Here is a 14,174-nt window from a genome sequence, read left to right as displayed (position 1 = left end):
GGTCCCTTGAGTTGCACATCCATCCTGACGCATTGGCTGTAGCGGGCGCCTTCGCGCCTGACCAACCCGCCATTCTCAATCGTCCGCACGCTGCGGCGCGCGCGGCCCGTTTCTTCGTCGAGAAGTTTCCGGGGCGCTCGCTCTATGCGGTGAAAGCCAACCCGTCGCCGGAGCTCCTCCGCGTGTTGTGGGATGCCGGGATCACGCATTATGACGTGGCCTCGATCGCTGAAGTGCGCATGGCGCGCGCGGCAGTGCCCGATGCCACGCTTTGCTTCATGCACCCGGTCAAGACGCCCAGCGCGATCGTGGAAGGCTACCGCGATCACGGCGTGCGCGTGTTCAGTCTCGATTCGCTCGAGGAACTGGAAAAGGTTCGCATTGCCACGACCGAGGCCAACGGCGGCGTGCTGCCCGAGGACCTGACGCTTTGTGTGCGTCTTCGCGTCTCGTCGGAGGGGTCCGAGCTCAGCCTTGCATCGAAGTTCGGCTGCGATCTCACAGGCGCGGCGGAACTTTTGCAGGCGACGCGCCAGGTCGCCGATTCGCTCGGCGTCTGCTTCCATGTCGGCAGTCAGTCGATGAGCCCGCACGCCTATGTTCAGGCGCTTGAGCGCGTCCGCGCGGCGATCGTCGATGCGTCGGTCACGGTCGACATCATTGATGTCGGCGGCGGCTTCCCGTCGATCTATCCGGGCATGGAACCGCCCCCGCTGGAGGATTACTTCGGCGTGATCGACCGCACCTATGAATCGCTGCCGGTGTCCTACTCGGCCGAACTGTGGTGCGAGCCGGGCCGTGCGCTCTGCGCCGAATACAACTCGATGATCGTGCGCGTCGAACGTCGCCGCGGAACCGAGCTTTTCATCAATGACGGCGCCTATGGTGCGCTGTTCGATGCCGCGCATGTGGGCTGGCGCTTCCCCGTCCGGTTGCTGCGCGAAAGCGCGGCGAACGAGGACGGTGAGACCGAGCAGGCGGACTTCAGCTTCTGGGGCCCGACCTGCGACGACATGGACCACATGGAAGGGCCGTTCGCACTTCCGGCGGACATCAAGGCGGGCGATTTCATAGAAATCGGCATGCTCGGGGCCTATGGCGCGGCGATGAAGACCGCGTTCAACGGTTTTGGCGCGACCGAAGTCTACGAGGTCGCGGACGAGCCGATGGCCAGCCAGTACCGTGGTGACCGCCGCGATCCGCGCGTTTCGGACAACGTGGTCTCGCTGCGCTGAGATAAAAGCACCGGCGTGAAGTCCGGGTCGCACGAGAAAGGCCTCGCAAGGAATTGCGGGGCCTTTCCTTTTGCCCTGAGACCTCGCGGATGAAAGTTAGGACTTGAATGCTAACCTGTTGCCAAAAAACGACATAACTTAACGATTTTGGCACCTTGCCCACTTTGGCAGGAACAAGAATGGGCGGTTTCGCGTAAGTTCCGGCAACAATTTCTTACGATCGGAGTCCTCACCATGTTTGCCAGACGCTTGCTCGGTTCAACCTGCGTTGCCGCGATCCTCTGCGGTGCTGCATTCGGCGGCTCAGTTGCCCATGCGCAGGACGTGCAGGCCACTCCGGCGCCGGCCGCTGATGCGCCGGCGGCCGCAGGTGCCGACGATATCGTCGTTACCGGTTCGCGCATCCGCCGCCCGTCCACGGACAACGCCCAGCCGACCGCCGTGATCGACGAACGTCTGATCGAGAACCGCGGTTACACGAGCGTAAGCGATGCCATCAACCAACTCCCCGGCTTCGGCATTGCCGACAGTTCGGCGATTGGCGATCAGGGCAATGGCTTCGGTGTCGGCCAGGCCTTCGTCAACCTCTACGATCTCGGTTCGCAGCGCACGCTGACCCTCGTGAACGGTCGCCGTTTCGTCGGTGCCAATCCGGCCTCGATCTTCTCGCAGGCCGGTGGTGGTTCGCAGGTCGATCTCAACACGATCCCGACCAAGCTGATCCAGCGCGTCGACGTCGTTTCGATCGGCGGCGCGCCGATCTATGGCGCCGATGCCATCGCCGGCACGGTCAACATCGTGCTGAAGCGCAATTTCGAAGGCATCGACCTCGATGCGCAGGCCGGTATCAGCCAGCAGGGCGACCTTGCCAACCAGCGCGTCCGCGGGCTGTTCGGTAAGAACTTCGCCGACGGGCGCGGCAATATCACCCTCAACGTCGAATATGCCCACGACGACGGCCTGCTGGGCAATCAGCGCGACGTGATCCGCCAGCAGTATGGCTTCATTTCGCCGCTCGACCCGGATTCGCCGTATCAGCAAGTCCTCATCCGCGATCAGCGCACTTTCCTCGGTGTGCCGGGCGGAAATCCCTACTTCATCGATCGCGGAACGATCGGCCCGTCGCGCAGTGTCGTCGATGCAGCGGGGAATTACCTGCGCTTCGGCCGCGATGGCAATCTCGTGCCGTTCAACACCGGTACGCCGACGACCGATCCCACAACCTTCCTCGGCGGCGATTCGCTCAACTTCGCGAACATCACCAACCTTCGGGTCCGCAGTGACCGGTTCAATGCGACGGGTCTGTTCAACTATGAACTGACCGACGGGATCCGTGCCTTTGCGGAAGGCTGGTACTCGCGCAACACCGCGACGAACCTTGCCGGCCAGCCGGTTTACAACACCGCGTTCTTCCGCTCGGCGGCGCCAGGTGCCTTCGACGTCAACGGCAACTTCATCATCAAGTTGAACAACCCGTTTCTGACCTCGCAGGCGCGCGAGATCATCCGCCAGAACCTGATCGATAACGGCCGGCCGGCAACCGACAACGACGTGTTCTATCTGGGTCGCGCCAATACCGATCTGGTCAGCGGCGTTGCCAGCCTCAAGCAGGATCTCTTCCGTGTGGTCGGCGGCCTGACGGGCGATTTCAACGCGTTCGGGAATAAGTTTACCTGGGAAGTCTCGGGCAACTACGGCCGCACCACCAGCGTGTCGTCGACCCCGACATTGGTCGAGCCCAACTTGCGCCGCGCGCTGAATGTCGGGCGCGACGCGAGCGGCAATATTGTCTGCCTGCCGTTCAATCCCGATCCGGCCGATCCCACCGCGCCGCCCAACACGCCTGCCTACGCCGGCACGATCTCGCAGACCTGCGCGCCGCTCAACCTGTTCGGCGAAGGCGCACCGAGCCAGGCCGCACGCGACTACGTCACCACGATTGCCAAGACCCGCGCGATCACGACACAGCGCGATTTCCTGGCCACTGTGACCGGCTCGCTGTTCGACCTCCCCGGCGGCAAGCTCGGTGTCTCGCTCGGTTACGAAAACCGCCGCGAGTATTCGAAGTTTGATCCTGACGCGTTCTATCGGCAGGCGCTCGGCCGTTCGATCCCGATCCTCGGGCTTTCGGGCAGCTACACCACCAACGAAGTCTTCGGCGAAATCCGCGCTCCGCTGGTGGGGCCGAGCCAGGATATCCCGCTGGTGAACGAACTCGAGGTGAATGCAGCCGGGCGCTACGTCCACAACTCGATCAACGGCGGTGCCTTCACCTGGACGGCAGGCGGGCGGTGGTCGGTGATTCCAGGCTTCGCGGTGCGCGGCAACTACACCCGTGCGATCCGGGCGCCTGCGGTCACCGAGCTGTTCGTCGCCAACCAGCCAGCGTTCGACGGTGGCTACGATCCCTGCGACCAGCAGAACCTGACCAGCGGCCCGAACCCGGCCGTGCGGCAGAAGAACTGCGCGGCCGCCGGCCTGCCAGCTGATTTCAGCTCGCTGATCAACTCGGTCACTGTGCCGATCAACGTCATCGGCAACCGCGGCCTGCGCAACGAAACCGCCAAGTCGTGGACCATCGGTGCTGTCGTCGAGCCGCGCTTCCTGCGTGGGTTCTCGCTCGCAGCCGATTATGTCAGCGTCGATCTTGCTGATACGATCGTGTCGTCTTCGGCGCAGGACGTGCTTCAGGGTTGTTACGATGCCGCCAACTATCCCAACAACTACTACTGCGGCCTGATCAAGCGCGACACCACCCCGGGTGAGAACTTCGGCCAGGTGCTGACGCTCGACGAGCCCTACATCAACCAGGGCGGCCGCACCTTCCGCGCGGTCGAAGCGACGCTCGGCTACCGCACCCAGCTCGGCAAGCTCGGCCGGCTTTCGATCGATGCCACCTACCAGCACATCATCAAGGCCTACACGGTGATCAGCGCCGAGGTCGGCCCTTCGCAGAACCGCGGCGGGATCGGCAACAACGTGGACCGGGCCAATGTCAGCGCCACGCTCGAAAGCGGACCGATCACGTGGTTCAACCAGGTGCTCTATATCGGTCCGGCCGTGTTCGACCCGTCAGAAGCGCCGGGTACCCGCGATGTGATGGGGATCGGCAGCTATATCACCTGGAACACCGGCGTCGTGTTCCGGGTGAAGGAGAACTTCGATTTCCGGATCAACGTCAACAACGTGACGAACCGGGGCATTCCCTATCCGGCTTCGGGCAATGGCTCGCAGAACCTTTACAACGATGGCCTGATCGGGCGGTCGTTCCTGGTGGGCGCCGGCGTCCACTTCTGACGGCCATGAAAAAGGCGGCGTTCCCTGCGTAGGGAGCGCCGCCTTTTTGCTGTCTGGTGCAGCGCCCTCAGGCGGCCTTGCGCATATCCAGTTCGAGCCGCTGCCAGATTTCGACCAGCGCGTTCGTGAGCTCGATCATCATCGGTTCGGTGTGGGCCGGGCCGGGGGTGAAGCGCAGGCGTTCGGTGCCGCGCGGCACGGTCGGATAATTGATTGGCTGCACGTAGACGCCGTACTCGGCCAGCAGGATATCGCTGACCTTCTTGGCGCGCACCGGATCGCCCACCATCAGCGGCACGATGTGGGTGGTCGAAGGCATCACCGGAAGGCCCGCATCGGCAAACGCCTTCTTGAGGAAAGCCGCCGCCGCCTGCTGGCCTTCGCGCTCGACGCTCGAGGCCTTGAGGTGCCGCACCGCCGCCAGCACGCCAGCGGCGAGCACAGGCGAGAGCGAGGTGGTGAAGATGAAGCCGGGTGCATAGCTCCGGATCACGTCGATGATCCGCGAGTCCGCTGCGATGTAGCCGCCCATCACCCCGAACGCCTTGCCTAGCGTGCCTTCGATGATGTCGATGCGGTGCGCCGCCTCGTCGCGTTCCGAAATTCCCCCGCCACGCGCGCCGTACATGCCCACGGCATGGACTTCATCGATGTAGGTGAGGGCGTTGTACTTTTCGGCCAGGTCGCAGATCGCGTGGATCGGGGCAACGTCGCCGTCCATCGAATAAACGCTCTCGAACGCGATCAGCTTGGGCAGTGCCGGATCGCATTCAGCGAGCAGTTCTTCGAGGTGGTCCACGTCGTTGTGCCGGAACACACGCTTTTCCGCGCCTGAATTGCGGATGCCGGCAATCATGCTCGCATGGTTGAGCTCGTCCGAGAAGATTACGCAGCCGGGTAGGATCTTGGCGAGCGTCGATAGAGTCGCATCGTTCGAGACATAGCCACTGGTGAACAAGAGCGCGCCTTCCTTGCCGTGGAGATCGGCGAGTTCGGCCTCGAGGTCGACGTGATAGTGCGTATTGCCGCCGATATTGCGGGTGCCGCCGGAGCCTGCGCCGACATCGTGCAGAGCATCCTCCATGGCACCGATGACCTTGGGGTGCTGGCCCATCGCAAGATAGTCGTTCGAGCACCAGACGGTGATCGGTTTGGGGCCATTGTGCCCGGCAAAACACCGCGCGTTGGGATAGGCGCCCTTGTTGCGGAGAATATCGATAAAGACGCGGTAACGGCCTTCGGTATGCAGACGCTCGATCGCGGAATCGAAAACCTGATCGTAATTCACCCGCGGCTCCCTATGAACCAGTTGTCACGCACATGGACGCACCGCACGCCCAGCCTGTATCGACGGGGCACTAGGCCCCCTTCCGGTGCGGCAACCTCCGGAAGGCGAGCGGCGCTTTACGCCGCTTGTACCGCCATTGCCAGCGGCTTTTGGGTCATATCCTGTTCCGCGGGGCCGCCCTATCGGGCGAGCTTGCCTTCCGGCGGCACCAGTTCGCTGGCGGGCGCAGAGGTAAAGCGCGGTCCCATTACCGGGTCCGATAACCAGCTATAGTCGTGGCCGTAGATGATCTTGAGGCCGGGCTGGCTTTTCTGGAGGCGGACAAGTCCCTTGATCCAGCCCAGCGTAGCGGTGCGATCCTCGTTGCCTTGCCATTCGGCGGAATAACGCGATCGGGGGCGTTGCCATTCCACGTTGCGCCGCATCGGCGCGGTATCCCCGGCCCAGAGGAACTCGCGGCCATCCTGCAGCCGCACATAGATCATCTGGCTTCCGCCAAGATGCCCCGGGGTGCGCACGGCGGCGATGCCGGGGGCAATCGCGGCATAGCCGTCGGGGGGTATCAGCGCGCGCGGCACCGAACTGAGCGATTTCGTGAGCACCGGGGCAAGTGCTCTCACTGCATCGACCTGCTGCGGATTGCCAATCACCTTTTCGGCAATGTCGGGGCTGGTCGGAAGCATGGCAATCAGCCCGCCAACGTGATCGATCTCCTCGCTTGTGAAGATGATCCGCCGTGCCGCCTGGAGCCAGCTGTCGGCCGTCGCCTGGATGGCCGGGTGGAAGTCGCCAAACCCGCTCGCCGTGGCTTGATCCCGCGTCAGGCCCGAATTGATGATCGTGTCGCCGCCCGGTGTGATCAGGCGCCAGACGAAAACGCCGGTCCGTTCGCTCCGCAATCCGCCCCCGGCGACAAGGATCGTACCGGGCACAGTGTCGGTCGCCACGGCGGCAAATTCAATGGCGACGGGCAGGGCACCAGCTTCGCTCGATGCCAGTGCGCGCAGGCGGGCAATGTCGATGTCGCGGGGGGAAACCGAGGTAGGACCCGGATCCATGAGGAACCAGTAATAAGGCACCGCAAAGATCGCGATGAGCAGCAAGGCAATCCGGGTGAACATGGCTCAGTGCGATACCTTCGATCCGGTCAGAACACCAGCCGCCGGGAGATGCCAAAGCGCGAGAGCGCGGGCATTAACCTCTCGTCGTCCGGATCATCGCGCGTGAAGAGAGCAACATCGCCCTCCGCACCGTGTGCCCAAGCCTGTCCTTCGGTGAGGAACGCGATCCGGCGCGCGATCCCGTCCGAGCCATCGACAAAGCGCACGCCCGGGCCGAATGCTTCGGCCAGTTCCGCTTCCAGCAGCGGGAAATGCGTACAGGCGAGCACCACGGTATCGATGCGTTCACCGTCCGGCATCGCTCTCAGCGCCGCTGCTGCACGCGCGAATGCCCCCGTGTCGACCGGTTCGCCGCGTAGCTTGGCTTCGGCCGCGGCGACCAGTTCCGGGGCGCCGTGGCGCAGCAGGCGCTTGTCGGCGGCGAACTCGGCCTCGAGCCGGTCTACATAGCCCTGCCGGATCGTCGCTTCGGTGCCGAGCAGGCCGATCACCCCGGTGCGTGTCATCGCCGCAGCGGGCTTGATCGCGGGGACGGTGCCGACAATCGGCACTTCGAGCACTTCTCGCACCGAGGCGAGCGCGATCGTGCTGGCGGTATTGCAGGCAATGCAGACAAGCCGTGGGCGATAGCGCTCGGTCAGTCGGCCCAGCAGGCCTGAAACCCGCGCTGCGATCTGCGCCTCGGTTTTGGTGCCATAGGGCAGGCCGGCATTGTCGGAAACGTACATGACCGGCGCCTCGGGCAGGACATGCCGCACCTTTCCGAGCACGGAAAGCCCCCCGACCCCCGAATCGAACAAGAGCAGCGGGGCGGCCGGATCGATCGAAGAAGAGTGCGCCGTCATCGGAAGCCCTTCTATCGGGAACGGCGGCAAAAAGGAAAGCCAAGCCTCTCCCCTTTGTGCGCGGCCGAGGTTAAGACCATGCCATGAGTGCAGCCACCCTCTCCGTTACTGCCGTGGTCATTGCGGCCTACCTGCTTGGCTCGGTTCCCTTCGGCCTCGTGCTCACTCGCCTGTCCGGCGCAGGTGATCTGCGCAGCATCGGCTCCGGCAATATCGGTGCCACAAATGTCCTGCGCACCGGGCGCAAAGGGCTTGCTGCGGCGACCTTGCTGCTTGATCTCGCCAAAGGCGCTGCCGCCGTTCTCCTCGCCCGCGCCTTTGCCCCCGGTACGGAGGCTCTGGCTGCCTTCATGGCTGTCATCGGCCACTGCTTTCCGGTATGGCTGCGCTTCAACGGCGGCAAGGGCGTTGCGACCACAATGGGCGTCGCGCTCGCGCTCGCGTGGCCGATTGGCATTGCGTATGCGGTGGTCTGGCTTGGCGTCCTTGTAGCCACGCGGATATCCTCGCTCGGCGGACTCAGTGCCGTGCTCGCTGCGCCCATCGCCGCGCTGCTCACCGGAAACGCCGCCTATGCGCCGGTGCTTGCGGCGCTCGCGCTGCTCGTCATCTGGCTCCACCGGGCCAACATCGCCCGCCTGCGCGCAGGAACCGAGCCCCGGATCGGCGGGAAGGGGTGAATGTGGCCGCGCCCGGACTGACAGACGGCGCCATCTTCGCGCGCATCCGCCTGCTGCGCTCGCCAGGTATAGGCCCGGTCAGCTATTTCCAGCTCCTGCGCCGCTTCGGTGATGCCGCTGCTGCGCTTGAAGCGTTGCCGGATCTCGCGGCAAGGGGCGGGGCGCGCTATCGACCCGTTCCGCTGGAGCGCGTGGAGGCGGAGATCGCCCGCCTCCACGCAGCCGGCGGCCAGTACCTGTTCCACGATTCCCCAGCCTATCCCCGCCTCCTCGCCGCGCTCGATACGCCGCCGCCGGTGCTCACCTGGCGCGGCGATCTGGCGCTGCTGGAGCAGGGCGCCGTCTCGCTTGTCGGCGCGCGCAACGCCTCTGCAGGGGCGTGCCGCCTGGCGCGCGACTATGGTGCTGCCCTCGCCGCGCGGGGTTACGCCGTCGTATCGGGCCTTGCGCGGGGGATCGATGCGGCTGCCCACCGCGGCGCGCTGGCTGCGATGGACCGCGGCGGCGGCACCATCGGCGTCATCGCCAGCGGGATTGACGTCACGTATCCGCCCGAACACGCCGAGCTGCAGGAAGCGGTCGCGCAGCGCGGCCTGCTCCTCGCGGAGATGCCCCCGGGCACTGAACCGCTCGCTCGCCACTTCCCCTTCCGCAACCGCATCATCGCTGGGCTGGCTGCTGGCACCGTTGTAGTCGAGGCTGCGCCGCGCTCGGGTTCGCTGATCACCGCGCGCCTTGCAGCCGAGGCGGGACGCGAGGTCATGGCCGTCCCCGGTTCCCCGCTCGACAGCCGCTCGCGCGGGTGCAACGAACTGATCCGCGACGGCGCCATCCTCGTCCAGTCGGCCGATGATATCTCCGAATTGCTCGAACGCTTCGATGGGCCGCAGCGCTTGAAGCTGCGTGAACCGGTATGGACCGGGATGGACTCCGACGGGCCTGATTGTGCGCCGCTCGCCGCAACCGATGAAGGCTCGGTGGACATCGCCCATCTGCTGTCTGCGGCGCCTGTCGCAACCGACGAACTGATCCGCCAGAGCGGTGCCAGTGCCGGCGCGGTACAAATGGCGCTCATTGAGCTCGAACTCGCCGGGCGCCTCATGCGCCATGCTGGTGGCCGCGTCTCGCTGGCTTGAACCGCAATCCGGCGCTCCGCCCGGGAGCAATCGTTTGGCAACAATTGACGCTACCGATTTTTACCTATTATGATCCGTTCCGGACCTCACCGGGGGGTGAGGCAAAGGGGGACAGGATGATGAAAAGCCGCAATTCCATTGCCTTGGCGCTTACGCTCACGGCGCTGACGCTGCCCGGTCTTGCCTTTGCAGGTGACGCCGCTCCGGTTAAAGTTTCCGGCAAGGAGGCCGTCAAGGGTGCCACGCGCGTTGCCGTTGCAGCTTTCAACGTCGGTTTCATTTTCGAATCGACCGACCAGACCAAGGCCACCGGCGGCCTGATGGGCGCGTTTGGGGGCACCACCAAGGCCAAGTCCTCGCTTGTCGGCGTCACCCCCGAGATGATGCAGAAGATCGCCGATGCCGCTTATGCGGATTTCATTGCCAAGCTGGCCGCAGCAGGCCTTTCGGTCAGCGATCCGGCCGCCGTCTTCGCCGCGCCCGAGATGGCGAAGCCCCACGGGCAGGCTTCGCCGCTCGACATTTCGATCGCGCTCGAAAAGAAGAGCAAGGGCAAGGCGACCTACGTGAAGCCCGCGGTGCTGCCCACGCTGATCATGGTTGCGGGTGATTTCCAGGGTAGCGGCCTTTCGAGCATGGGCCTATCAATGGATGCAGGCCAGGCAGGTTATGCGCTGTCGCAGTATGCCAAGGCTGCCGGTGCTCCGGTAATCGACGTCACCTACCTGATCGATTTCTCCGACCAGAAGCGCCCCGGCGCCTTCAGCTTCGGCGGATTAGAGGTCAATGCCAATCTCTCGGTCGTGCCGGGCTACAGCCGAATGACCGTGTTCGGTGCCAACGGCAAGACGACGACGGTAACGTTGAACCAGCCCGTTTCGGTTGATGGCGATTTCATCGACAAGCACGATGCCTCAAGCGCCACTGCCAAGACCACGCAGGCGGCCGCCAATGTCGCCGGCGGGCTCATGGCAGCGATGGGCCATGGCGGCATGATGTTCGGCAAGACCCGCAAGTTCGAGTTCGATGCAAAGCCCGGGAACTACGAGGACGGCGCCGCCAAGGCTGCAGGCCTCGCCAACGATGTGCTGATCGGGCAGATTAACGCCTTGAAGTGAAAGCTGCCGTTCCGGACTGGACTTTCCTGAAAAGCTGCCCAGAAGGCAGCGCTTGACGCGGGGGGCGAACGGTCTCCACCCTCGCGCGTACGTGAACACGCAGGAAAGCCCGTTCGAACCCATGCAGCTTGTCATCGTCGAATCCCCGGCCAAGGCCAAGACCATCGAGAAGTATCTCGGTCCCGGCTTCAAGGTCCTCGCGTCCTACGGCCACGTCCGCGATCTCCCCGTGAAGGACGGTTCGGTGCGCCCGGACGAGGACTTCGCGATGGACTGGGAGCTCTATGGCGACAAGGCGGCGCGGGTGAAGGCGATCGTCGATTCGGCCAAGGCGGCCGATCGCCTGATCCTCGCGACCGACCCTGACCGCGAGGGCGAGGCAATCTCGTGGCACGTGCGCGAGCTGCTCGCCAAGCGCAAGGCGCTGCCCAAGGAGGTTGAGCGCGTTACGTTCAACGCGATCACCAAGGCCACTGTCACCGAGGCGATGAAGCACCCGCGCGAGCTCGATCAGGATCTGATCGACGCCTATCTCGCCCGCCGCGCGCTCGACTACCTGTTCGGCTTTACCCTTTCGCCCGTTCTGTGGCGGAAGCTTCCTGGCGCCAAGTCCGCTGGCCGCGTCCAGTCGGTCGCGCTCCGCCTCATCGTCGAGCGCGAGCGTGAGATCGAGACCTTCAAGGCGCAGGAGTACTGGTCGGTCGTCGCCATGCTGGAGCAGGGCGGCACGACGTTCAAGGCGCGTCTGGTCCGGTTCGAGGGCGAGAAGCTGGAGCGTCTCTCGTTAGGTAACGAAGGGATCGCCCAGCGCGCGAAAGCCACGGTCGAGGCGGCCACCTTCCGCGTCGAGGACGTCGACACCCGGCCCACCCGCCGCAATCCTTATCCGCCGTTCACTACCTCCACGCTCCAGCAGGAAGCCGCGCGCAAGCTCGGTTTCTCGGCCAGCCACACCATGCGCGTTGCGCAGACGCTCTACGAGGCTGGCGCGATCACCTACATGCGCACCGATGGCGTGCAGATGGACCCCAGCGCGATACAGGCGGCGCGCGCCGCGATCAGTTCGCGCTATTCGGGGCACTACCTCCCCGAAAAGCCGCGCATCTACGAAACCAAGGCCAAGAACGCGCAGGAAGCGCACGAGGCGATCCGCCCGACCGATTTCAGCCATGATCGATACGGTAACGGCGACGAGGCGCGGCTCTACGACCTGATCTACAAGCGTGCGATGGCGAGCCAGATGGCTTCGGCCCTGATCGAGCGCACCACGGTCACCTTGCGCGAAGGCACGGGCAAGCACGAACTGCGCGCCACCGGGCAAGTCGTGAAGTTCCCCGGCTTCCTTGCAGTCTACGAGGAAGGGCGTGATCAGAAAGCGGACGGGCCCGACGATGGTGAGGACGAAAGCAGCCTGCTCCCGGTGATGAATGCCGGCGACATGCCCGCCAAGCGCGGTGTGGAGGCCAGCCAGCATTTTACCCAGCCGCCGCCGCGGTATTCGGAAGCGAGCCTCGTCAAGCGGCTCGAGGAACTCGGAATCGGCCGTCCGTCAACCTATGCGGCGACGCTGCAGGTGCTCAAGGACCGCAATTACGTCCGCACCGAGAAGAACCGTTTCTTCGCCGAGGAAAGCGGCCGCTTGCTGACTGCCTTCCTCGAACGCTTTTTCGAGCGTTACGTTGCGTACCAGTTCACGGCCGGCATGGAAGATGAGCTCGATGACGTCTCGGGCGGTCGCGCTGCGTGGAAGGCCGTGCTCGAAGCCTTCTGGCGTGATTTCAAGCCCAAGTCCGACGAGGTCATGGAGAAGAAGCCGAGCGAAGTGACCGCCGAGCTCGACACCTTCCTCGAGGACTATCTCTTCCCCAAACGCGAAGACGGCTCAGATCCGCGCCTCTGCCCCAAGTGCCAGGCCGGACGCCTTTCACTACGCGGTGGGCGCTACGGCGCATTCGTGGCCTGCTCGAACTACCCCGAGTGCAAGTTCACCCGCAAGTTTGCCCAGGGCGGCGGCGAGGGTGAGGGCGGTGAGGGCGAAGATGCCGGGCTCGGCAAGGACCCCGTTACCGGCCTGGATGTCACCCGGCGCACGGGCCGTTTCGGCCCCTACATTCAGCTTGGCGACGGCAAGGATGCCAAGCGCGCATCGATCCCCAAGGATATTCCCGAGCTCGATCTGGAATGGGCGCTGAAGCTCCTCTCACTCCCGCGCGAGATTGGCGCACACCCGGAAACGGGCAAGATGATCACTGCAAGTATAGGGCGTTACGGCCCATACCTCGCACATGATGGCAAATATGGTCGGCTTAAGTCGACGTCTGAAGTGTTCGAGACGGGCATGAACGCGGCGGTCGTCAAGCTTGCCGAAGCGGCCGCCGGTGCAGGTGCGCGCGGAAGCCGCGCGCCGGTCGAGCCAATCAACACGTTCGGTGCGCATCCGACCTCTGGCGGCGAGATGAAACTGCTGGCCGGGCGCTACGGCGCCTATGTCACCGACGGCACGACAAACGCCACGCTGCCAACGGACGTGAAGCCCGAGGACCTCACCCTCGAGCAGGCAATCGCCCTCATCGACGCGCGCGCCGCTGCCGCGCCGGCCAAGGGCAAGAAGAAGAAGGCAGCGCCCAAGAAGGCCGCAGCCAAAGCTCCGGCAAAGAAGCCCGCCGCGAAGAAGGCCCCCGCCAAGAAGGCTGCGAAGTAGGCTCTTAGGCCCTCTCCCCTTGGGGGAGAGGGCTTGGGGGGAAGGGGCTACCCGACCTATCGTCTCGTAACGCCCCTCAATTCGGCGTGGCGAACCAGATCGTGTGCTTCGGCCCCTTGCCGCCCACGCGCGCGGCCACGCGCATTTGGTCGACGGTAAAGCCGTTCTTTTCCAGCCGCCGGGTGAAGGCCGGGTCTGGCCCTGCCGACCAGACCGCCAGCACGCCGCCAGGTGTCAGCGCTCGCCGTGCGGCGCGCAGGCCCGAGGAACTGTAGAGCGCGCCGTTGCCTTCGCGCACCACCCCATCCGGCCCGTTGTCAACATCGAGCAGGATCGCATCGTAATCGCCCTGCGCGCCGTCGATCACGCTGCCGACATCGCCCATGATCAGGCGCACGCGGCGGTCGTCAAGGCATCCGGCGGCCAAGTCCGCCATTGGCCCGCGCGCCCAGTCGATAATCTCGGGCACCAGTTCCGCCACTACCAGTTCCGCTTTCGGCCCCAGCACCTCCAGCGCAGCGCGCAGGGTGAAGCCCATGCCATATCCACCAATCAGCAGGGTTGGGGCAGGGCGGCCCTTCAGGCGCTTGATCGTCTCCGTGGCGAGCGCGATCTCCGATCCGCTCATCCGGCTGCTCATCAGCTCATTGTGGCCCATCACGATCATGAAATCGCGGTCATGGCGGTAGAGCCTGAGTTCGGTGCCACCCGGCACTTGTGCCGTGCCGAGCAGTTCGCGCTGTATCATTGCAG

Annotated in this window: 10 protein-coding genes; 6 read left to right on the top strand and 4 right to left on the bottom strand. The window is 64.6% G+C overall.

All coding sequences use genetic code 11. The annotated features are described in order from the left end of the window. Positions 1-11: 11 nt before the first annotated feature. Positions 12-1,235, top strand: coding sequence for a type III PLP-dependent enzyme (locus Q0082_RS17835; RefSeq protein ID WP_298194957.1), 1,224 nt, complete (start codon positions 12-14; stop codon positions 1,233-1,235). A 234-nt stretch (positions 1,236-1,469) separates the two neighbouring features. Continuing rightward, on the top strand, positions 1,470-4,532 hold the full coding sequence (locus Q0082_RS17830; RefSeq protein ID WP_298194956.1) for a TonB-dependent receptor: 3,063 nt from the start codon (positions 1,470-1,472) through the stop codon (positions 4,530-4,532). A gap of 67 nt (positions 4,533-4,599) precedes the next feature. On the opposite strand, the gene hemA is transcribed toward Q0082_RS17830, so the two are convergent. The 3 genes from hemA to murI form a co-directional block, all read right to left on the bottom strand. Next, positions 4,600-5,820: a 5-aminolevulinate synthase gene (gene hemA / locus Q0082_RS17825; protein ID WP_298194955.1), complete on the bottom strand. Its 1,221-nt coding sequence runs from the start codon at positions 5,818-5,820 to the stop codon at positions 4,600-4,602. A gap of 179 nt (positions 5,821-5,999) precedes the next feature. Further along, positions 6,000-6,941 (bottom strand): hypothetical protein, encoded by a 942-nt coding sequence (locus Q0082_RS17820; RefSeq protein WP_298194954.1) that lies wholly within the window; start codon positions 6,939-6,941, stop codon positions 6,000-6,002. A 26-nt stretch (positions 6,942-6,967) separates the two neighbouring features. After that, positions 6,968-7,786: a glutamate racemase gene (gene murI / locus Q0082_RS17815; protein ID WP_298194953.1), complete on the bottom strand. Its 819-nt coding sequence runs from the start codon at positions 7,784-7,786 to the stop codon at positions 6,968-6,970. Positions 7,787-7,869: 83 nt separating this feature from the next. Between murI and plsY the strand changes: the two genes are divergently transcribed. From plsY to topA, 4 genes are all read left to right on the top strand, one after another. Then, positions 7,870-8,466, top strand: a complete 597-nt coding sequence (gene plsY, locus Q0082_RS17810; protein ID WP_298194952.1) for a glycerol-3-phosphate 1-O-acyltransferase PlsY — start codon at positions 7,870-7,872, stop codon at positions 8,464-8,466. Positions 8,467-8,468: 2 nt separating this feature from the next. Further along, positions 8,469-9,602 (top strand): DNA-processing protein DprA, encoded by a 1,134-nt coding sequence (dprA, locus tag Q0082_RS17805; RefSeq protein ID WP_298194951.1) that lies wholly within the window; start codon positions 8,469-8,471, stop codon positions 9,600-9,602. Positions 9,603-9,718: 116 nt separating this feature from the next. Further along, complete coding sequence (locus Q0082_RS17800) at positions 9,719-10,720, top strand: hypothetical protein (RefSeq protein WP_298194950.1); 1,002 nt, start codon at positions 9,719-9,721, stop codon at positions 10,718-10,720. A 121-nt stretch (positions 10,721-10,841) separates the two neighbouring features. Beyond that, positions 10,842-13,421 (top strand): type I DNA topoisomerase, encoded by a 2,580-nt coding sequence (topA, locus tag Q0082_RS17795; RefSeq protein ID WP_298194949.1) that lies wholly within the window; start codon positions 10,842-10,844, stop codon positions 13,419-13,421. A gap of 76 nt (positions 13,422-13,497) precedes the next feature. Here topA and Q0082_RS17790 read toward each other — a convergent pair whose 3' ends face one another. Beyond that, complete coding sequence (locus Q0082_RS17790; RefSeq protein ID WP_298194948.1) at positions 13,498-14,169, bottom strand: spermidine synthase; 672 nt, start codon at positions 14,167-14,169, stop codon at positions 13,498-13,500. Between the last annotated feature and the right edge of the window lie 5 nt (positions 14,170-14,174).

This window comes from Novosphingobium sp. (assembly GCF_027489515.1).
Taxonomy (GTDB): domain Bacteria; phylum Pseudomonadota; class Alphaproteobacteria; order Sphingomonadales; family Sphingomonadaceae; genus Novosphingobium.
Note: the sequence above shows the minus strand (reverse complement) of the source record. Positions and strands in the feature narration are given on the sequence as shown.

What these genes read in the sequence shown, in the direction of transcription:
- Q0082_RS17830 (WP_298194956.1), top strand. Translation starts at nt 1,470, where the DNA reads ATGTTTGCCAGACGCTTGCTCGGTTCAACCTGCGTTGCCGCGATCCTC.
- Q0082_RS17820 (WP_298194954.1), bottom strand. Translation starts at nt 6,941, where the DNA reads ATGTTCACCCGGATTGCCTTGCTGCTCATCGCGATCTTTGCGGTGCCT.
- murI (WP_298194953.1), bottom strand. Translation starts at nt 7,786, where the DNA reads ATGACGGCGCACTCTTCTTCGATCGATCCGGCCGCCCCGCTGCTCTTG.
- plsY (WP_298194952.1), top strand. Translation starts at nt 7,870, where the DNA reads ATGAGTGCAGCCACCCTCTCCGTTACTGCCGTGGTCATTGCGGCCTAC.
- Q0082_RS17800 (WP_298194950.1), top strand. Translation starts at nt 9,719, where the DNA reads ATGATGAAAAGCCGCAATTCCATTGCCTTGGCGCTTACGCTCACGGCG.
- topA (WP_298194949.1), top strand. Translation starts at nt 10,842, where the DNA reads ATGCAGCTTGTCATCGTCGAATCCCCGGCCAAGGCCAAGACCATCGAG.
- Q0082_RS17790 (WP_298194948.1), bottom strand. Translation starts at nt 14,169, where the DNA reads ATGATACAGCGCGAACTGCTCGGCACGGCACAAGTGCCGGGTGGCACC.